24 protein-coding genes are annotated in these 19,996 nt (G+C 39.0%); 11 read left to right on the forward strand and 13 right to left on the reverse strand.

Annotated features, from left to right (window positions below; translation table 11 throughout):
• Window position 1: 1 nt before the first annotated feature.
• The 4 genes from HPB14_RS00730 (at window position 2) to HPB14_RS00745 (ending at window position 2,341) form a co-directional block, all read left to right on the forward strand.
• On the forward strand, window positions 2–208 hold the full coding sequence (locus tag HPB14_RS00730) for a DUF4006 family protein (RefSeq protein WP_000670506.1): 207 nt from the start codon (window positions 2–4) through the stop codon (window positions 206–208).
• A gap of 100 nt (window positions 209–308) precedes the next feature.
• Window positions 309–893 (forward strand): hypothetical protein, encoded by a 585-nt coding sequence (locus HPB14_RS00735; RefSeq protein ID WP_001221994.1) that lies wholly within the window; start codon window positions 309–311, stop codon window positions 891–893.
• An 11-nt stretch (window positions 894–904) separates the two neighbouring features.
• Window positions 905–1,486 (forward strand): hypothetical protein, encoded by a 582-nt coding sequence (locus tag HPB14_RS00740; RefSeq protein ID WP_000660353.1) that lies wholly within the window; start codon window positions 905–907, stop codon window positions 1,484–1,486.
• 87 nt (window positions 1,487–1,573) lie between these two features.
• Window positions 1,574–2,341: a hypothetical protein gene (locus tag HPB14_RS00745; RefSeq protein ID WP_000506317.1), complete on the forward strand. Its 768-nt coding sequence runs from the start codon at window positions 1,574–1,576 to the stop codon at window positions 2,339–2,341.
• On the opposite strand, the gene HPB14_RS00750 is transcribed toward HPB14_RS00745, so the two are convergent.
• The gene (locus HPB14_RS00750) at window positions 2,338–3,201 is read right to left on the reverse strand and encodes a menaquinone biosynthesis family protein (protein WP_000626298.1); all 864 of its coding nucleotides are present in this window, start codon (window positions 3,199–3,201) and stop codon (window positions 2,338–2,340) included. The genes HPB14_RS00745 and HPB14_RS00750 overlap by 4 nt on opposite strands.
• Before the next feature lie 97 nt (window positions 3,202–3,298).
• Between HPB14_RS00750 and recA the strand changes: the two genes are divergently transcribed.
• The 6 genes from recA to HPB14_RS00780 are packed head-to-tail and all read left to right on the forward strand — an operon-like array spanning window position 3,299 to window position 7,985.
• Complete coding sequence (gene recA / locus HPB14_RS00755) at window positions 3,299–4,342, forward strand: recombinase RecA (protein WP_000952108.1); 1,044 nt, start codon at window positions 3,299–3,301, stop codon at window positions 4,340–4,342.
• A 10-nt stretch (window positions 4,343–4,352) separates the two neighbouring features.
• Window positions 4,353–5,633, forward strand: a complete 1,281-nt coding sequence (eno, locus tag HPB14_RS00760; RefSeq protein ID WP_000955632.1) for a phosphopyruvate hydratase — start codon at window positions 4,353–4,355, stop codon at window positions 5,631–5,633.
• Complete coding sequence (locus HPB14_RS00765; protein WP_000168600.1) at window positions 5,626–5,901, forward strand: hypothetical protein; 276 nt, start codon at window positions 5,626–5,628, stop codon at window positions 5,899–5,901. The genes eno and HPB14_RS00765 overlap by 8 nt, the downstream gene beginning before the upstream one ends.
• Window positions 5,902–5,917: 16 nt before the next feature.
• Window positions 5,918–6,514, forward strand: a complete 597-nt coding sequence (locus tag HPB14_RS00770) for an AMIN domain-containing protein (RefSeq protein WP_014658408.1) — start codon at window positions 5,918–5,920, stop codon at window positions 6,512–6,514.
• A gap of 4 nt (window positions 6,515–6,518) precedes the next feature.
• Window positions 6,519–7,007 (forward strand): shikimate kinase, encoded by a 489-nt coding sequence (locus HPB14_RS00775; RefSeq protein WP_001164281.1) that lies wholly within the window; start codon window positions 6,519–6,521, stop codon window positions 7,005–7,007.
• A gap of 21 nt (window positions 7,008–7,028) precedes the next feature.
• Entirely contained in the window at window positions 7,029–7,985 is a 957-nt protein-coding gene (locus tag HPB14_RS00780) for a PDC sensor domain-containing protein (protein WP_000952272.1), read from the forward strand.
• A 4-nt stretch (window positions 7,986–7,989) separates the two neighbouring features.
• On the opposite strand, the gene rfaJ is transcribed toward HPB14_RS00780, so the two are convergent.
• On the reverse strand, window positions 7,990–9,084 hold the full coding sequence (rfaJ, locus tag HPB14_RS00785) for an HP0159 family lipopolysaccharide 1,6-glucosyltransferase (RefSeq protein WP_000028820.1): 1,095 nt from the start codon (window positions 9,082–9,084) through the stop codon (window positions 7,990–7,992).
• Window positions 9,085–9,236: 152 nt separating this feature from the next.
• Here rfaJ and hcpD point away from each other — a divergent pair, with 152 nt between their 5' ends.
• Window positions 9,237–10,157, forward strand: coding sequence for a Sel1-like repeat protein HcpD (hcpD, locus tag HPB14_RS00790; RefSeq protein ID WP_000597809.1), 921 nt, complete (start codon window positions 9,237–9,239; stop codon window positions 10,155–10,157).
• Window positions 10,158–10,573: 416 nt separating this feature from the next.
• Here hcpD and HPB14_RS08230 read toward each other — a convergent pair whose 3' ends face one another.
• The 11 genes from HPB14_RS08230 to HPB14_RS00840 all read right to left on the reverse strand — a co-directional run bounded on the left by HPB14_RS08230 (window position 10,574) and on the right by HPB14_RS00840 (window position 19,991).
• Window positions 10,574–10,738 carry a hypothetical protein gene (locus HPB14_RS08230; protein WP_187929466.1) on the reverse strand — a complete coding sequence of 55 codons (165 nt, stop codon included), beginning with the start codon at window positions 10,736–10,738 and terminating at the stop codon, window positions 10,574–10,576.
• Window positions 10,739–10,828: 90 nt separating this feature from the next.
• On the reverse strand, window positions 10,829–11,551 hold the full coding sequence (locus tag HPB14_RS00795) for a YebC/PmpR family DNA-binding transcriptional regulator (protein WP_000532108.1): 723 nt from the start codon (window positions 11,549–11,551) through the stop codon (window positions 10,829–10,831).
• Entirely contained in the window at window positions 11,552–12,523 is a 972-nt protein-coding gene (gene hemB, locus HPB14_RS00800; protein ID WP_000476594.1) for a porphobilinogen synthase, read from the reverse strand.
• Window positions 12,524–12,593: 70 nt separating this feature from the next.
• Window positions 12,594–13,874, reverse strand: a complete 1,281-nt coding sequence (gene arsS / locus HPB14_RS00805) for an acid-sensing histidine kinase ArsS (RefSeq protein ID WP_014658409.1) — start codon at window positions 13,872–13,874, stop codon at window positions 12,594–12,596.
• A 23-nt stretch (window positions 13,875–13,897) separates the two neighbouring features.
• The gene (arsR, locus tag HPB14_RS00810; RefSeq protein ID WP_000573732.1) at window positions 13,898–14,575 is read right to left on the reverse strand and encodes an acid response regulator transcription factor ArsR; all 678 of its coding nucleotides are present in this window, start codon (window positions 14,573–14,575) and stop codon (window positions 13,898–13,900) included.
• A gap of 234 nt (window positions 14,576–14,809) precedes the next feature.
• Complete coding sequence (locus HPB14_RS00815) at window positions 14,810–15,274, reverse strand: CiaD-like domain-containing protein (RefSeq protein WP_014658410.1); 465 nt, start codon at window positions 15,272–15,274, stop codon at window positions 14,810–14,812.
• The gene (locus tag HPB14_RS00820; RefSeq protein WP_001127780.1) at window positions 15,265–15,528 is read right to left on the reverse strand and encodes a tetratricopeptide repeat protein; all 264 of its coding nucleotides are present in this window, start codon (window positions 15,526–15,528) and stop codon (window positions 15,265–15,267) included. The genes HPB14_RS00815 and HPB14_RS00820 overlap by 10 nt, the downstream gene beginning before the upstream one ends.
• A 33-nt stretch (window positions 15,529–15,561) precedes the next feature.
• On the reverse strand, window positions 15,562–16,842 hold the full coding sequence (locus HPB14_RS00825; protein WP_001077494.1) for a peptidase U32 family protein: 1,281 nt from the start codon (window positions 16,840–16,842) through the stop codon (window positions 15,562–15,564).
• Between the two features lie 2 nt (window positions 16,843–16,844).
• Window positions 16,845–17,594, reverse strand: coding sequence for a protein phosphatase CheZ (gene cheZ, locus HPB14_RS00830; protein ID WP_000191036.1), 750 nt, complete (start codon window positions 17,592–17,594; stop codon window positions 16,845–16,847).
• A 69-nt stretch (window positions 17,595–17,663) separates the two neighbouring features.
• Entirely contained in the window at window positions 17,664–18,755 is a 1,092-nt protein-coding gene (gene prfB / locus HPB14_RS00835) for a peptide chain release factor 2 (protein WP_000371077.1), read from the reverse strand.
• A 60-nt stretch (window positions 18,756–18,815) separates the two neighbouring features.
• Window positions 18,816–19,991 carry a molybdopterin molybdotransferase MoeA gene (locus HPB14_RS00840; protein WP_000622912.1) on the reverse strand — a complete coding sequence of 392 codons (1,176 nt, stop codon included), beginning with the start codon at window positions 19,989–19,991 and terminating at the stop codon, window positions 18,816–18,818.
• Between the last annotated feature and the right edge of the window lie 5 nt (window positions 19,992–19,996).

The following is a 19,996-nucleotide window of genomic DNA, read 5'->3' on the forward strand; positions in this document are numbered from 1 at the left end:
GATGAAATTTTTAAACGGATTAGCAGGGAATTTACTGATTGTGGTTATTTTATTGTGTGTGGCCGTTTTTTTTACGCTCAAAGCGATCCATATCCAAAAAGAGCAAGCCACCAATTATTACCGCTATAAGGATATTAACGCTTTAGAGACAAAAAACACCCAAAACCGGGCCAATTATGAATTAGTCAATCAAGGGAGTAAAAAATGAAATTCACGACTTTAGAAAAAATCTTAGCCTTAATGGTAGTAGCGACCATTTTAATGACAATTGTTATTTCTTTTGTGCCTAACTTGTTTTTGTTTAGCACATGAGAATCTTATGGCTTGTAATAGCCTTTGTTTGTTGTTTGGGGGCTGATGATTATGTTTTTAATAATTCTAAAGGGCGTTTGGTAGAAAAAAGCGTTGCGTTTGTAGAGGGTGTTTCTAAAGAGCTTTATCTTAAAACAGGCGTGCGTTTTGCGATTGATATGACGGATTTTGAAAAAAATCCTATCGCTTTGGCGGCTAAAAAGGAACGCCAAAAGTATCAAGAGAGCTTTTTAAAGCAGCTCAAACCCCCTTTTGTGGTATTCTTTTTCTACCATGACGCTCAAAAAATAGAATTAGTGGCTAACCCTAAAGATTTGTTAGACACTGATAAAATCTTTTTTGAAAAAATCGCTCCCTTACTCCCTACAAACGCTAAAGAATACACGCCCCAAAGGATTTCAGCCATGCTCATTAATGGCTATTCGGTCGCAGTAGATGCTTTAGCGGAAAAATATCGTGTGAATATCGTGCAGAATTTTAACGCTCCTAAGGGAGTAACTTTTGTAAAGGTGATCATTTATATTTTGTTATTGACGCTTTTAGGTGCGTTTTTGGGGCTTTATTTTTTTAAAAAATCTTAAGAGAGAAACCAATGAAAGAAAAAAACTTTTGGCCTTTAGGGATCATGAGCGTGCTTATTCTTGGGCTTGGGATCGTGGTGTTTTTGGTGGTGTTTGCCCTAAAAAATTCGCCTAAAAAAGATTTAGTGTATTTCAAAGGGCATAACGAAGTGGATTTAAACTTTAACGCTATGCTTAAAACTTATGAAAATTTTAAGTCTAATTATCGTTTTTTAGTGGGTTTAAAACCCCTTACCGAAAGCCCTAAAACCCCCATTTTGCCCTATTTTTCTAAAGGCACGCATGGGGATAAAAAACTCCAAGAAAACCTTTTAAAAAACGCTTTGATTTTGGAAAAATCCAACACGCTTTATGCGCAATTGCAACCGCTCAAACCCGCTTTAGATCCGCCAAATATTCAAGTGTATTTAGCGTTTTATCCCAGCCAATCACAGCCCAGATGGTTAGGAACGCTTGATTGTAGAAGCGCATGCGAGCCTTTAAAATTTGATTTGTTAGAGAGCGATAAAAGGGGGCGCTATAAGATCCTTTTTAAATTTGTTTTTAAAAATAAAGAAGAATTGATTTTGGAGCAACTGGCTTTTTTAAAGTAGCGCGTTTAAAAAATACCTTTAGCGTTTTTTATTGGCACTTGATGATAAAAAGCCTGAATTTTCTATCCAAACGAGTATAATAAGGCTATGGGTTTTTTAAAAGTTTTTAAGCATGACGCTTTAGGGCAAGTAGGGAATGTTGTTGTGGGGAATTTTTTAATAACGCTCACTATTTTAGCGGTTTGTTTTTCCTCTCAAAGCGCTGAAGAAACGACCATGCTCACCCTAAGCTACACGCTCTTTTTTATCTTGGGGGCGTTTTTACTGGCCGCAATCAGTGTGGGAGCGATCAAAAATCTCAATGCGCTTTTTTCTAAAAGGGGGGTTTTAAGCTTTTCTTTACCCGTTAGTTTGGAGTCTTTATTGCTCCCTAAAATCTTGCTCCCTATGGTGTTTTTTATCTTCAGTTTGTTCTGGTTTGTGGCGAGCGTGCGTTTGGGCTATTATCTTTTTAACGCGCAATCCAGCGTGCTGTTTATCTTGCACACCGCTTTAAAAACCTTTGTGTTAAAACCCACTAAAACCCTAGGTATCGTGCTGTTTTTAGGGCTTGTTTTAATGAAATTTTTATTTGTTTTGAGCGTTTTAAACGCTGCTAGGATCAAAAAAGCGCGTTTTTTACTAGGGGGGCTGTTGTTCATTCTTGTGGGGGTTGTTTTGGAATTAGCGTTTAATTCGTTACTGCCCTTAATGAGTTCTAGTTTGAGCATCAATGAGGGGTTTTATTATTTCTTGCAACAACAAGAATTACAAGAAAACAAATACTACCTTTTATGGGGGGTGGATTTTTTAAAAATCCTTTTATTGTATGGGGTAATCCGTTACTTGCTTATGCATAAATTGGAATTGGATTAAGAAAAGCGGTATTTTAAATACTCATCAGTGAGCAAGCAGTCTTTAGTCTTTAACAAGTTAGCGTAAAACCCATGCTGATAGCCCAATTCAAAAAGCTTGTCTATGGCGAGAATTTGAACCTCATTTAAGCGCGTTGAAGTTTCATTCGCATACAAGCTTAAATAAGTTCGTAAGCGCTCTTTATTGACACGAATGAGCGAGCGTTCTAACAGCATGTCAGAGAGCAAATTTTGGTGTTTTAGCGCGACTTCAACCGCTTTAATCAAAGCCTTTTTAATCAAAATCGCGCGATACAAAGGGATGGATCGCCTAATCGCCATGCCCCCTAAAGGCAGGGGTAAATCCATTTCAATGAGTTCTTTCCAAACATCCCACAATTCTTTTTCCACTTCTAATTCATCATGGAAATCCAAGATACTCTCATGGATGAGCACGCCCGCATGCACGCTCCCTTCAAGCACCGCTTTTTCAATGTCTAAAAAATTCATGTAAGCGATGCGTGCATGTTTGTAATAGATCTTAAACAAGAGGGCGTTGGTGGTGTGCTCCCCACTTAATGCGACTCTAAAATCTTTTTTCAATTTCACGCCCTTTTTTTTCACTAATTTAGGCCCATAGCCATTCCCAAAACTTGTCGCTGTAGGGAGCAAGGCGTAGTCGTTCGCAATTTTAGGGTATAGCCCAAAGCTTATCGCGCTCACATCATAAGTGTTTTTTAGGGCTTCTTGGTTTAGGGTTTCAATATCAAGGGCAATGTTATGGAACGTTTTATTTTTAATGGGGCAATCTATCCAACCAAACTTAATCGCATAATACATGAAAATATCATCAGCATCAGGGCTATGAGCGACACTAATCAAAGTAAAATCCTTTTGTGATAGGGTAAGTCCTTTTATTATAATAGATTTTAGGCTAGGATTTGATAGAATAAACAAATCAAATTCAATAAGGTGATTTATGGCAATAGATGAAGACAAACAAAAAGCGATTTCTTTAGCGATCAAACAAATTGATAAGGTTTTTGGTAAGGGGGCGTTGGTGCGCCTTGGGGATAAGCAAGTAGAAAAGATTGACGCTATTTCTACAGGCTCGTTAGGATTGGATTTAGCTTTAGGGATTGGGGGCGTTCCAAAGGGTAGGATCATTGAAATTTATGGGCCAGAGTCAAGCGGGAAGACCACTTTAAGCTTGCATATTATTGCAGAATGCCAAAAAAATGGCGGCGTGTGCGCATTCATTGACGCTGAGCATGCCCTAGATGTGTATTATGCTAAGAGGCTGGGCGTGGATACGGAAAATCTACTCGTTTCCCAACCAAGCACAGGCGAAGAAGCTTTAGAGATTTTAGAAACGATCACCAGAAGCGGAGGGATTGATTTAGTGGTGGTGGATTCGGTGGCGGCTCTTACGCCTAAAGCGGAGATTGATGGGGATATGGGCGATCAGCATGTGGGCTTGCAAGCAAGGCTTATGAGCCATGCGTTAAGAAAAATCACCGGTGTTTTGCACAAGATGAACACTACTCTCATTTTTATCAATCAAATCAGGATGAAGATTGGCATGATGGGTTATGGGAGTCCAGAGACCACAACCGGAGGTAACGCTTTAAAATTCTATGCGAGCGTTAGGATTGATATTAGAAGAATCGCCGCTTTAAAACAAAACGAGCAGCATATCGGTAACAGGGCTAAAGCCAAAGTGGTTAAAAATAAAGTCGCTCCGCCTTTTAGAGAAGCGGAATTTGACATCATGTTTGGGGAGGGGATTTCTAAAGAGGGCGAAATCATTGACTATGGCGTGAAATTAGACATTGTGGATAAGAGTGGGGCATGGCTTAGCTACCAGGATAAAAAGCTAGGGCAAGGCCGAGAAAACGCTAAAGCCCTATTGAAAGAAGATAAAGCCCTAGCGGATGAAATCACTCTTAAGATTAAAGAGAGTATTGGCTCTAATGAAGAGATCATGCCCTTACCCGATGAGCCTTTAGAAGAAATGGAATAAAAGGATTTTGATGCTAACCATTAAAGATATTCATGCTTTAGAAGTGATGGATAGTAGGGGCAATCCTACCATTCAAGCCAGCGTGATTTTGAGCGACAACACTAAGGCGAGCGCGATTGTGCCTAGTGGGGCGAGCACCGGTAAAAGAGAAGCGTTAGAATTAAGGGATAATGACAAAACCCGTTTTTTGGGTAAAGGGGTTTTAAGGGCATGCGAGAATGTCAATAGCGTGATCAAACACCATTTAATAGGGCTTGAAGCGATCAATCAAGCCTTTGTGGATGAGAGGTTAAGGGCTTTAGATGGCACGCCTAATTACGCTAATTTAGGGGCGAACGCTGTTTTGGGCGTTTCTATGGCGTTAGCAAGGGCTAGCGCGAAGGCTTTAAATCTGCCATTATACCGCTATTTAGGGGGGGCTAACGCTTTGACTTTGCCTGTGCCGATGCTCAATATTATTAACGGCGGAACGCATGCGAATAATTCCATAGACTTTCAAGAATACATGATCATGCCTTTAGGGTTTGAAAGCTTTAAAGAAGCCTTAAGAGCGAGCACGGAAGTCTATCACACGCTTAAAAAACTTTTAGATGGAAAGAATCAGCTCACAAGCGTGGGCGATGAGGGGGGTTTTGCGCCTAATTTTAACAACAATGTAGAGCCTCTTGAAGCCATTTCTCAAGCCATTGAAAAAGCCGGCTATAAATTAGGCGAAGAAATCGCACTCGCTTTAGATGTAGCGAGCAGCGAATTGGTGGATGAACATTTCAATTACCATTTAAAGGGTGAAAATAAGATTTTAGATTCGCATGAATTAGTGGCTTATTACAAAGAGTTGGTGGCAAAATACCCGATCGTGTCCATTGAAGATGGTTTGAGCGAAGACGATTGGGAGGGGTGGGCGTTTTTGAGCAAGGAATTAGGGCGTCAAATCCAATTAGTGGGCGATGATTTGTTTGTAACGAACGCGAGCATCTTGCAAAAAGGCATTGAAAAAAACGTTGCGAACGCCATTTTGATCAAACCCAATCAAATCGGCACCATTAGTGAAACTTTAGAGACCATAAGATTGGCCAAACACCATGCCTATCAATGCGTGATGAGCCATAGAAGCGGGGAGAGTGAAGACAGCTTTATCGCCGATTTTGCGGTCGCATTGAATACGGGAGAGATTAAAACCGGATCCACCGCAAGGAGTGAAAGGATCGCTAAATACAACCGCCTTTTAGAGATTGAGCATGAATTAAAAGGGGGGATTTATATCGGTAAAGAGTTGTTTAAGCATGGCTAGTAGCCTTTTTGAAAACGATGGAATCAAAGACAATAAAGTGCGAGATTTTTTTTATAGCCATAGCTCCCTTATTGTCTTTTTCCTTTTACTGCTTGGGTTTGGGTATTATTTAGGGAAGTTGCTTTTTGGGGGTTCTTCTTTAGAGGTTTATTTGGATTTAAGAGACAAGCATGAACGATTGCAGCAAGAAATCACCGAATTGCAAAGCAAGAATGTGCGTTTGCAAAAGCGTTTGTTTGAATTGAGAGAATTACGGCCTAGAGATTAGATTTAAGGAAATGGCAGTGTTAAAAAAGATGATAGGTTTGGTGGCGGTTTTAAGCGTCTTATTAGCCAGAGACAACCCTTTTGAGCCTGAAATCAATTCCAAGAATTTGCAAGGGGGCTTTAATGGGATCTATGATGACTACCTCAAAGAAATCCATGTGGATTTGCCCACGAGCGCTAGGATCTTAAAAAAAATCACGCTCACTTACCAGGATATTGATGGCTCTATCCATTCTAAAGTCGTGGGTATTGATAAAAGCATTGATTGGCACTACCCCTTAAAACTTTCCCAACACACCCTTAATCAAACCCCCTTTGAAAAACGCTATCAGATCCAAGATTTTGATTTTTTAATGGCAAACAACACGATGATTTTGCGTTCCCCTTATAAAATTTTACGCTCCTTTGTGCTAGTCAATCCTTATAGAATCGTATTAGACACGCAAAAAGGCCCTTTGGATATTTATCAAAACATGGATTTAAACCAGAAGTTTTTTTCTCAAATTAAAGTCGGTACGCACAAAGATTATTACCGCATCACGCTCATTTTAGACGGGAAATACCGCTATCTTTTGGAAGAAAAAAACGGGGCGTATGAATTAAAATTGAAATAAAAGCATGCAGCATTTAGTCTTAATCGGTTTTATGGGGAGCGGTAAAAGCTCTCTAGCGCAAGAATTGGGGCTTGCTTTGAAATTAGAAGTGTTGGATACGGATATGATCATTAGCGAGAGGGTGGGCTTGAGCGTGAGAGAGATTTTTGAAGAACTTGGCGAAGACAATTTCAGGATGTTTGAAAAAAATTTGATTGATGAATTAAAAACGCTCAAAACCCCCCATGTTATTTCTACCGGTGGGGGCATTGTGATGCATGATAATTTTAAGGGTTTAGGCACAACTTTTTACCTCAAGATTGATTTTGAGACCTTGATTAAGCGTTTGAATCAAAAAGAAAGGGAAAAACGCCCCCTTTTGAATGATCTCACTCAAGCCAAAGAACTTTTTGAAAAACGCCAAGCCCTCTATGAAAAAAACGCCTCCTTTATCATTGATGCAAGGGGTGGTTTAAATAATTCTTTAAAACAAGTGCTACAATTCATCGCATAAATTTTTTTTAAAGGCCTTGTGATGTTAAGTAGAGACATTGTCCAATATTCCAAGATCCGCACCGAGTTATACGCCTACCTCACTTATTTGTTTTCGCACAATATCCGCAACCATCTCCCTGAAATCACTTTGGATTATTTAAACAAACAGATTAGAAAAATGCATGCTGAAATCAAAATGGCAAAAAGTTTTTTTGTGTTAGACGCTAAGGGCATGCTAATTCTTAAGCCAAGTCAGCTTAAAGAGGAAGGGCATAAGGAAGGGATATTAGAGCATGATTTAACAGAAGGGATTGAACTAGAATCGCATGCCAGTTTTAGCGATAAATATTATTTTTATCAAGCCGTGAGTGAAAAGCGTTGCATTTTAACCGATCCTTACCCTTCTAAAAAAGGAAACCATTTGGTAGTGAGCACGTCTTACCCGGTGTATGATCAAAATAACGATCTAGCGTTTGTGGTGTGCTTGCAAATCCCTTTGAGGGTGGCGATTGAAATCAGCTCGCCTTCAAAGTATTTTAGGACCTTTAGTGAAGGGAGCATGGTTATGTATTTTATGATTTCTATCATGCTTACTTTAGTGTCGTTGCTTTTATTTGTGAAATGCATTTCTAGCTTTTGGACAGCGATTGTCAATTTTAGCAGTTTTGACATTAAAGAAGTGTTCCACCCCATTGTGCTTTTAACCCTAGCCTTAGCCACCTTTGATCTAGTCAAGGCGATTTTTGAAGAGGAAGTGTTGGGTAAAAATAGCGGGGACAACCACCATGCGATCCACCGCACGATGATCAGGTTTTTAGGCTCTATCATTATCGCATTAGCCATTGAAGCGTTAATGTTAGTGTTTAAATTCAGCGTGAGCGAACCGGATAAAATCACTTATGCGGTGTATTTGGCTATCGGCGTGGCAGTGCTTTTGATCAGTTTGGCGATTTATGTTAAATTCGCCTATAGCGTGTTGCCCAAACGAGAACGCTAAGAGTTTAAAAATTTTCTTTTAAGCGTTTGAAAATCCTCTTCAATCTAAAAAAAACATATTCTAAAAGGGTTTTTTTATTGAGTAGGGGGGCAAGAAATTCAAAGGTTTTTTGTTTGTCTTTAAGGCTTAAACATTCTGTCATTTGTTTAAGGAATTTCACGGAATATTCAGCATAAAAAGGGGTTTTTAAAAGAATCTCATGCCATTCTTTAGAATATAAAGCAGTGGGTGAAATCCAAGGTTTTCCTACAAAATAAAAATGCAGCATGACGATTTCTTTTTTGTCAGGGATGAAGCGTTTTTGATTGGCCATGAAAGGGTGGGCGTTATAAATATAAGGTAAGATTAAAACTTTTTGATAGCATGCGAGCGTTAAAAGATCCTGTTCAGGGCAAAACACGCATTGGCCTTTTTGATGGGTTAAATTGAGTAAGCGCTCTTCTAAATGATCAGCGCGCCACAGCTTTAAATTCACGATTAAAAACCCAACGTTATAGTGGTTTTCACAAATGATTTTCATGTCTTTTTCTTTAAGGTAATGCTCATGGAGAAAAAATTTTTGGCGAGGCTCTCTCTCCCTTTCTGTTTGGAAATGTTTAAGGCTTTTAGGAGAAGAAAAATCCTTAGCCGTTCCAAAATAATAAGAATCCAGCGGGATAAAAAAACTCTCGCTCACATCGTTTAAAAACAAAGTGTCCGCATCAAACATGATGATTTTGTCGTATTGCGGGAATAAAGAAGCCAAAAACAAGCGGCACATGACCATTTTAGAAAAGCGAGTCTTAGCATAAATATTGAGTTGCAAAAAAGCTTCATGGATTTTATCAATCACAGAGGGTTCTACTGAAGTGGTGTAAAGATTAGGGGTTGAAATGTCTAAAAAATCCACGCTCGCAAAAGCGCTAAAGGGGGCTAGAGTCTCTTTTAATTTTTGTTGGTTTTCAAGGCTTAAGTTATCCACCAGGCAGTGGATTTTATAAAAAAGTTTTTTATCATGGTGTTTTGTTTTAGTGCAAGCCAGCATGGAATACAGGCTCACGCCAGCCGGAATAGCGTAATGATTGTCAAAAGCGATAACGATAGGAATAGTAATACTCATTTTAAGTGGTTTCCTTAAAATAGGTTTTTTAAATCAATTTAATCCAAAAGTTGAGTTTATTTTTTCAATAATTATACTATAATAACCAATTAAATTGGGGTTTTACTGATTTGTCTTTGTGCGAGCTTTGGCTTAGTTTTGTAAGGAATGAGATGATAAAGAGTTGGACCAAAAAGTGGTTTTTGATTTTATTTTTAATGGCGAGTTGTTTTGGTCATTTGGTGGCTACAACCGGTGAGAAATATTTTAAGATGGCTAATCAAGCCCTTAAGAGAGGGGATTACCATAGAGCGGTGGCTTTTTATAAGAGGAGCTGTAATTTGAGGGTGGGGGTTGGTTGCACGAGTCTAGGCTCTATGTATGAAGATGGCGATGGCGTGGATCAGAGTATTCCAAAAGCCGTTTTTTATTACAGAAGGGGGTGCAATTTGAGGAATTATTTGGCTTGTGCGAGTCTAGGCTCTATGTATGAAGATGGCGACGGCGTGCAAAAAAATCTTCCAAAGGCTATCTATTATTATAGGAGAGGGTGTCATTTAAAAGGTGGGGTGAGTTGTGGGAGTTTGGGTTTTATGTATTTTAATGGCACGGGCGTTAAACAAAATTATGCCAAAGCCCTTTCTCTTTCTAAATACGCTTGCAGTTTGAATTATGGCATTAGTTGTAACTTTGTAGGGTATATGTATAGGAGTGCCAAAGGTGTGGAGAAGGATTTGAAAAAAGCCCTTGCGAATTTTAAAAGAGGGTGCCATTTGAAAGACGGAGCGAGCTGTGTGAGTTTGGGATACATGTATGAAGTCGGTATGGATGTCAAGCAAAATAGAGAGCAAGCCTTGAATCTTTATAAAAAGGGTTGTTATTTAAAAAGGGGGAGCGGTTGTCATAATGTGGCGGTGATGTATTACACGGGTAAGGGCGCTCCAAAGGATTTAGATAAAGCCATTTCGTATTATAAGAAAGGGTGTGCTTTAGGCTTTAGTGGTAGTTGTAAAGTGTTAGAAGAAGTGATTGGCAAGAAGTCTGATAATTTGCAAAATGATGCGCAAAATGACACGCAAGATGATACGCAATAAGCCAGAGTTTAGGGGCTAATGATTAAAACTCATCTTATAGAAATCTTTCACCTCTCTTGTTATCAAATAGGGATTGAGCGTCTCTATTGATGAATATTGAGACGCAATAAAATCTAAACGCTTAGAATTTGGATCCGCTCTCATCTGCTAATAACTAAAGTCTTATTGATTTTTTAATTTTTTAAAAAATGGGGTTTTGATCATTCTATTTTCAAACTCATTTCCTTAAGTAGGATAGGGGGGTATTTTGAAATAATCCCCTTACAACCCTCCCTTAACCCCAAGACCGCTTCTAAAAAGCTATCGTTTGACTAGGAATCAAGCTCTTTACTATTTTTATTTTTAAAAATACTTTGAGTATTTTAAACTCCTTAGCGGAAAGCCCAAATACCTTTAGCGTTTGAATTGAACGCTACTCATTCATAGTATAATATTCCCATGCATTCGCATCTATGGTAGGAAGCGTTGGGAGTTACGCCTTTTAAAGGTATGATGCGTAAAAGATTAAATGCGCTTTGAACGCTCAAACTCTGTAAAATCCCTATGATAGAAACACAGAGTGAAAGCCAAACTCTCCCCAAAACATCAGTCTAAAAAAGCCTAAATGCCTTTAGCGTGAGCGTTTCACTTTCACTATGGATTATAAAAATGCCTTTGAGCCTTTTTGCATTTCACTCAATATTGGTATAAAGTGCGACCACATCATCATCGTCTTCAATCCTATCCAATAATTTTTCGGTAAGCTCCATTTGCTCGTCATTCAATTCAATGGGCGTTGTGGCGATGCGTTGCAAACTCGCTTTTAAAATGGGTAATTTCAAGCTTTCAAACCCCTCATTTAAGAGCTTGAAGCTGTTATAATCCCCTCTAATAATAATTTTATCCTCCACTTCTTCTAATTCTTCCAAACCATAATCAATGAGGGCGAACTCTAAATCTTCTAGGCTGAGCTTTAAATTCTCCACTTCACTTTTCAAGCATTCAAACACGCTTTTTCTATTAAACATAAACTCTAAAGAGCCATTAGGCACGATGCTCGCCCCTTGCGTTTTATTGAAATAGCTTTTAAGGTTGGCGATCGTTCTAGTGGGGTTATCAGTCATGCATTCCATGATGATTAGCACGCCAAAATTCGCCTTACCCTCATAAGTGATTTCGCTCAAATTCCCCTCTTTACTGCTCGCTCTTTTAATCGCCGCATCAATGTTGTCTTTAGGCATGTTTTGCGCTTTAGCGTTTAAAATCGCTGTTCGCAGTTTGGCGTTCGTGTCCGGCTCGCTCCCGCCATCTTTTGCCGCTAGAGTGATCGCTTTGGCGAGCTTGGGGAAAACCTTACTCATCTTATCCCATCGTTTTTCTTTGGCCGCTCTTCTGTATTCAAACGCTCGTCCCATTCAATTCCTTTGTAATAAGTTAGCCACTTCTTTAGCATGATAGCTGATAATCATATCCGCTCCCGCTCTTTTAAAACAAGTCATCGTTTCTAACAAAATGCTTTCATAGTTGATCAGGTTGTGTTTTTGTGCGAGTTTGAGCATGGCGTATTCCCCACTCACGTTATAGAGCGCTAAAGGGAGCAAAGTGTGATCTCTAATTTCTTTAACAATATCCAAATACGCTAAAGCCGGCTTCACCATTAAAATATCCGCGCCCTGCTTTTCATCTTCTAAACTTTCTAAAAGCGCTTCTTTTTGATTAGCGTAATCCATTTGATAGCTTTTGCGATCGCCAAAACTTGGCGCAGAATTGGCCACATCTCTAAAAGGCCCGTAATAACTGCTCGCAAATTTAGTGGAATAGCTCATGATGGGCGTGTGAAAATACCCGGCGTTATCTAGCGTTTTTCTCAAGCTTAAAACATTGCCATCCATCATGTTGCTTGGGGCTAGAATATCCACGCCGCTTTCGGCTAAAATAAGCCCTTGAAGATTTAAAATCTCTAGCGTTTTGTCGTTAGACACAGAATCGTTTTCTAAAATCCCGCAATGCCCATGGTCGGTGTATTCACAAAAACACAAATCCGCTATAACGATCAAATCCTTGAATCGTTTTTTAACCTCTTTGGTGGCTTTTGCGACAATGTGATCCTTATTTAACGCATGGCTTCCTGTAGCGTCCTTATGTTTAGGAATGCCAAACAATAAAACGGCTTTGATGCCAAGCTCCACTAATTCTTCGCATTCTTTTAAAAGAGACTCCATGCTCATTTGATACACGCCAGGCATGGAGCTGATTTCATTTTTAATACAACTATCGCTTTCTATGACAAATAAGGGAGCGATGAAATCATCAATATTTAAACGCGTTTCTCTTAGCATTGCCCTTAAATTTTCGCTGCTTCGTAATCTTCTCAATCGTTTGAACATGTTCTCTCTTTTTGTTTTTCTTTAACCCCACAATTGGCTTTTTCTATCCCCTTCATTCCCTTCATCTCTCTCAAATTTTCGGGGGGGGGGGTAGCTCTTCATTATCCTCTTCTAAATCGTAAAAACTATTAAAAACGCAATCATGGATAGTGAAACAAATTCTCCCATTGCTGTAATGATAGCTCAAATTCAATCCCATAGCCTCTAAAGCGTTTTTAATGATATACATGCCCAACCCAAAACCATGGGCTTGGCTGGGGTTAGAAGATTTAAAGTAGGGTTGCAAATATTTTTCAAAATCTTCTTTTAAAGGTTTGCTTTTATTAGACACCACTAAATTATTGCCTATGAAATCCAAAAACACCTGTTTGTCATCGCTGTATTTGATCGCATTATCTACCATGTTTTTTAACGCTATAGCAAACAATTCAAAATCCGCTTCAATAATGTAATTGGAAGAGGATACATGGATAGGGTTTTCTTTATTCTCGTCAATCAAAAGCATTTTTTCAATTTTATCGATCAAATCGCTCATTAAAAATTTTTCTTTATTACTCCCATAATTTTTGGAAGCGAGCTGCTCAATGCGGGCAAATTGCTCAATCAGCGTGTTCAGGTGATCAAAAATGAAAATGAAGCGTTTTTGTGGCAATTCTTCTTTGAGCATGGAGCTTAGTATCTTGCCCTTAGTGATAGGGGTGCGCAGTTCATGCATGATAGAGCGCAAAAATAAAACCCGAGATTCATTCATCGCATTGATTTTTTGGATGCAATTGTCAAATTCGTTAGCCAGATCCCCTATTTCATCTTTTTGCTTGCTTTTACAACTCACGCTTTTATCCCCTTGAGCGAATCGCTTCACTTGGGATCTCAACTCTCTTAAGGGCAACAAACTCTGTAAAACAAATAAAAAGAGGAATAAAATCAACAATAAACCTACCGTGATCGCCAAGAAATAGTTCCTATAAGAAACCGAATGCAAATCTTTATAAAGCACAAAATGCTCATCCTTTTTTAAAAGGATAAAAACCATATCGCTGAATTTAAACACTTCCGCATACCCAATATTCCTGTGGTGCAACTGGTGGCGTCTTTTGGCTAAAACCTTTTCTAAATTTTCTATTGTGGTTTCTCTAAAGCCAATTTTATAGAGGTAATCTTCTATGGCTCTATAATCAGAGTAGTTATTTAAAATTTCATTGATAGTGGTAACAAACTGGTAATGGCGCATTTCGTTTTGATAGTTTTCGTGACTGATTTGAGAAGACACGAAATAGTAAGCGAACGCTCCAAAACTAAAGAGCGTTATCATAAACAAAGCGACAACTTTAAAAAAGATAGAGAAACGCAAAACCCCTTAACTCCTTATTAGAATCAGTATTCTAATTTATAACCAATCCCTCTAACAGAGATGATGTATTGCGGTTGTTTAGGATTTTTTTCAATCTTAGATCGCAAACGGCCAATGATCACATCAATGCTTTTATTAGAGCTTTCAGGGTTGATGCTCTCGCTCTCAATCGCAATGCTTTCACGGCTAAACACATAACCTTTTTTGCTAATGAGAAGCGAAAGGATTTCATATTCAGCCCTAGTTAAGTCTAGCTTTTTTTCATGCATATACACTTCTCGGCTATCCTTATCCACCCTAAAGATATTCGCATCGCCTGGCTCACTCACTTCTTCTTTTTTGTGAGAACGCCTGAGCAAGGATTGGATGCGAGCTAGTAATTCCTTAGGATCATAGGGTTTAGGGAGGTAATCATCAGCCCCATAATCTAGCGCTTTAATCTTATCTTCCACATCGCTTCTTGCTGAAGAAATAATAATAGGGATATGTTTTTGTTTGGAGATGCGCCTACACACTTCAAGCCCGTCTAAATTAGGCAAAGTTAAATCCAACAACAACAAATCATAATTTTGTGTGTTAGCCGCACTAAGACCGGTATATGGCTCATCGTAATTGGTTACATGAATGCCATGTTGGAGCAAAAACTCGCTCAAAAACTCGGCTAATTCTATATCATCTTCTATCATTAAAACTTCTATCATACTTCAATTAACTCCTTCAATGATTTCTATAACTTTAAAAACGATTAACTTTGTTAATGTTTTAGGGAACCAATTCTAGCATTTTATTATTAAAGATACCTTGAAAATATCTTAAAAATAAAAATTCAAAACATTATCATAGTTATTAATGGGATTTAAGGCTTTGTTTTCATGGAATATTGAAAATTAAAGCCTTATTTTTTAATGTTTTTAAACAATTCTTTTGCTCATTTTTCACTCTGTGTATTCTCGCTCTAAAGATTCTAATCGTTTTTCAAGCACGCTCAATTGGTATTGCAAGAAACGCGCCACTAAATCCAAACGCTTCAGCGCTTCTTTTTCTTCTAAAGCCTGCATGCCTTTAAACAACACTAAGGTTCTTTCTAATAAGCCTTTTAAAAAAACCCGCTCGTTTGAAATTGGCGCTTGCTTAGGGGTTTGTGGCGTGATTTCTTCTATAATGATTTCTTGTGCTTCTTCTTCTTTTTCTTCTGTGATTTTTTCTTGCGTTTCTATTTTAGCAGCGTTTTTTGGCTCTAAAGGGGTGTTAGCGTTTTTAGGGTTTGGGGTGTTTTGCAAATGAGAGGGCGTTTTGAAAAAAGAGGGCGTTTTTTGTGCCGTATTAAAACCATCATCAATGGTTTTAGCCATTTTTTCAATTTCATTAAGGGTTTCTGAAATAATGTTTTTCAATTCCATTCTACCAGCCATTTTTCTAAATTCTCAACGCTCAAACGATCCCCTTTGATAAAATTCAAATAGTGCCGCTCTAACAATGCATCGTGCTTGAAAGGAGCGCAATTTTTTTGGATTTTTTCCAAACGCTTCATTTGTTTTAACGCCTCTGCATGGTCAGGGGTTTTCTTTAAAATATTAGTATAAATTTGCAACGCTTCTTCAAAAAACCCTTGTTCTTCGTAAATATGAGCGAGCGTGATAGTTTCTAAGGGCATGCGTTTCTCTTAATCGTTTGTAATCCCTAATCTCTAAACGCCATTTTTAGACTCTACTTGGGTGCGTAAAAAACTAAAAGCCGGTAAGGGTGCGGGCAGTCGCACTAAATTCACATTCCCGCTATGGATAGTTTCTAATTCGGTGTTATTTTCTAAAAGGATTTTATACAGCACTAAATAAGAGCGTTTTTCAAAGGTGTAAATCTTGCCAATTTCATTGACTATGGGCGTGATAGCCGCATTTTTGGGGGCGATGATTTCATAAGCTATGTTAGTGGTAGTGGTGAATTTGCATGCAAAAAAACGCCCGTCTTCGGTGATTTCGCCATTGACTTGAAAATCCCCTTCGCTAATGGCTGTTTGGTGGTTTTGAGTATCCAATCTTTCAAAAGGCCTTCGCATCAAATAGCCATCCGTAAAACCCCTGTTTTTAAGCGTGTTCAATTCGCTAGCATAAAAACTCGGCTTTAAGGTGTTATGGTAAAAATCATCAACCGCTAAACGATAGATGCGCGTGGTTTGCGCGGCATAGTAACTGGACTTGGTGCGCCCTTCAATCTTGAGCGCGCTAATGGCGTTGGAACTTAAAATTTCAGCGATATGACTAGAGAGGTTCAAATCTTTAGCGTTAAAAATATGCGTGCCTACGCCCTCTTCTTCAACCAACCTCATCATCACGCCGTTATCAGGGTTTTTCACATAATATTCATAATCAAACCGGCAATCATTCGCGCAACTCCCTCTATTAGGCACGCGCCCCTTTTGTAAAGCCGAAATCAAGCAACGCCCTGAAAAGGCAAAGCACATGCTCCCATGCACAAAGATTTCTAATTCCAAATTAGGTAAGGCTTTTTTAATCTCAATCGCATCATTCAGGCTCAATTCCCTAGCGCACACGATGCGTTTAACCCCTAAATCATAAAACACTTGCGCATCTAGCGTGTTTAAAACATTCGCTTGCGTGGATAAATGGACAGGAATATGCGGGGCGATTTTTGAAGCGAGCTTGATGACACCAGGCGCAGCGATAATGAAAGCGTCTGGCTCTAGCTCTGCCATTTTATAAAGATGCTCTTCTAAAAGTTTGAGCTGTGAATTGAAAGGGAAACCATTGATCGTGGCATAGACTTTTTTATTCAATGCATGGGCGTAGTCAATCCCTTCTTTAAAGGTCTCTAAAGTGAATTCCTTGCTAGCGCGATTGCGTAAAGAAAAATGGCTTACCCCCCCATAAACCGCATCAGCCCCATAGTTGAGAGCGATTTTAAGTTTTTTTAAATTACCAGCTGGAGAGAGTAATTCAACTTGGTTCAAAACTATTTGGCTCCAAAAGAAGCGATCAAAGCTTCAATATCATCAGCGCTAGCTAAATCTTTATCGTCATCGCCGGTGATAAAAGTCGCTGAACTCACGCGCTTAGAATCATCAATTTTGCCTTCAAAAAGCGAATTCATGTATTGGCTGAGCGCTCGCATGACATTAACCACTCGTTCAATTTTTTGGCGGTGGATGTCTTGAAATTGCATAATATCCATCGCTTGCATGGAGCTATCAGAGCAATTGGTGGCTTCTTCTTCAATGTTTTTAAGGGCGTTTAGGATTTCTTGTTGCTCATTGAGCGCGGTTTTAAAAGATTCCACATGGGGGAAATGCGCATGCAAATTGTCAAAAATTTCTTGGTGTTTTTGCAAAGGTTCTTGGATTTTTTTAACCATTTTAGCGATCTTTTCAGCACTAGCCCCAATCAGATCCAATTGATCAAAAATCTGCGTGGCTTTCACTTCAGAATCTCTTGTAACATCGTCTAATTGATGCACGACTTTATGTTCTTCAGTGGGGGGAGGGGGAGGCCATTCATTGGGGCTAATCTTGCCGTATTTTTCAGCGTCCTCTTTTTTGACGGTCATTTTTTCACTAGAACCGGAATTCTCTTTACTCTCTTTAGGCTCTTCTTTAGTTTCTTCTTTCTCTTTAGTGGGTTCTTTAGCCTCTTCTTTAGCCTCTAAGGCTCCCAAGTTTTCCAAATCGCCACCATTCATCAAAGCATCTAATTCTTCTTGTGTCATTGTCGTTCCTTATGCGTTTAAAAAGCGTTTTATAGTAACCATAATTTATCGGCTGTCATTTTAGCGCACTTAAGCTTTAGCAATCAAAACGCCCTCTAAAATCGCATCAATATCGCCGTCTAAAATCGCTTCCACATTGCTATAAGCAATATTGGAGCGCGCGTCTTTGACTTGCTGGTAGGGGGCTAAAACATAGCTTCTTATTTGATGCCCCCAACCGATCTCGCTTTTTTCTTCATTTTTGGCGCTGCTTTGCTGCTTTTCTAATTCCAATTCATAAAGCTTGGATTTAAGCATTTTTAACGCGCTCGCTTTGTTTTTATGCTGGCTCCTGTCGTTTTGGCATTGCACCACAATACCGGTAGGGAAATGCGTGATCCTGACCGCACTTTCTGTTTTATTGACATGCTGACCGCCTGCCCCACTGGCTCTGTAATAATCATAACGGACATCTTTTTCATCAATTTCTATATCAATATCATCGTCTAATTCAGGGCTAATTTGCACGCTCGCAAAACTCGTGTGCCGTTTGGCGTTCGCATCAAAGGGCGAAATCCTTACAAGCCTATGCACCCCGCTCTCGTTTTTCAAATAGCCATAAGCATTTTCGCCCTTAATGATAAAGGCGACCCCTTTAATGCCCGCTTCTTCGCCATCTTGATAATCTAAAATCTCGCTTTTAAAGCCCCTTCTTTCTGCCCACCTCAAATACATGCGATATAAAATACTCGCCCAATCTTGGCTTTCAGTCCCCCCCGCTCCAGGCTGAATGGTGATAATAGCGTTTGAGGCGTCGTTTTCACCGCTTAACATGATTTCAATTTCCACTTTTTGCACGCTGTGTTCTAAAGTAGGAGCCTCTTCATAAAGTAAGGATAAAGTAATCTCATCGTTATCGTTTTGAGCGAGTTCAAACAATTCTACGCTTTCATCTAGAGAATTTTTCATTTTTTGATAGGTTTCTAGCAAGCGGTTTAGGCGCACTTTTTCTTTATTAGTGTCTCTGGCTTTTAAGACATCTTGCCAAAAATTAGGGTCTTCTTGCTCTTTTTCAATGCGTTCTAATTCTTGTTTGATCTTTTCAGGCTTGATGATTAAAGCGATATTATCGCATTTGTTTTGCAAGCTTTTTAACAATTCGCTATAGGTGTAGTTATCCACAAACAGAACCTTTATGAGTGGGGTTTTGAACTTGCCATTATAGCATTGTTAGAGGCCATTTTAATTCTCAAACCTTAAAATTTCAATTTCGCCCTGAACCAATCCCACTCCCTCATCAATTAAAGCGATAGAATCCACTCGTGCAAGGGCTTGAATCGCTCCTGATTCATAGCGGTTGTTATTGTAAGGAATGAACTGGTGGTTTGAATAGTTGCCTAAGATTAAATGCATGCGTTTGCCTTTAAGCTTTAAGGGGGCATTGATTTGAGCCTTAAAGGGTTTTAGTTTAAAATCTTTATTTAAAGATAAGCGCTCCAATAAGGGTAGAATCAAAACCCGTAAAACCAATAAGCAACTTAAAGGATTACCCGGTAAGCCTACAATTATACTTTGATTGAGTCGGGCTAAAGTTACCGGTTTTCCAGGTTTGAGATTGACTTTTTCATAATAAAAAAGGGCGTTTTTTTCTTTCAAAGCGTCTTTAAAAAAGTCTTTATCCCCTACACTCACCCCCGCGCTTGAAAGGATGACATCATAGTCTTGTGATTCAAGTATTTTAAGCTGTAAATTTTTATCGTCTTTTAAAACCCCTAGAAAATGCGTGTTGTAGTTTTTAAGCATGTTAAAAATACCCACTGAATTAACATCATAAACTTGGCATTCTAGGGCGTTTTGCCCTAAAGGCACTAATTCATCGCCGCTGCTAAAGAGAGCGATTTTTAATTTCCTAAACGCTTTGATTTCTTTGAACCCTTGAGAGGCAATGAGCGCGATATGCCCATAATTCAAACGGGTATTTTTAGGGACTAACACGCTGTTTAAAGAAGCGTTTTCGCCCTTTTGACGGATATTGGCGTGAATTTTAAAATCTTTAGGAGCTAGGGCGAAATCTTTATGACTCTCTAGCATGCATTCTATGGGAACGATCGTTTCTATTCCCTTTGGCACCATCGCTCCAGTCATGATTTTAACGCATTCATTTTCTCTAACTTCCAAAGCGCTCACATCATCTCCGGCAAAAATGTGTTGGATGACTTGAGTTTTTTGGCCTAAATCTTGCATTTTAAACCCATAGCCATCCATTGCGCTTTGATTGAATTTAGGCAGGGCGTGAGTGCAAACAATATCCTCTGCTAGAATACGCCCTGTGCTTTCAAACAAAGAGACAACCTCTATTTCTAAGGGTTTTAGGGGAATGCTAGAATGGATTTTTAGAGCTTCTTTAAAACTAATCATGTTTA

Origin of the sequence: Helicobacter pylori HUP-B14, from assembly GCF_000259235.1 — a bacterium.
Lineage (GTDB): Bacteria > Campylobacterota > Campylobacteria > Campylobacterales > Helicobacteraceae > Helicobacter > Helicobacter pylori_CU.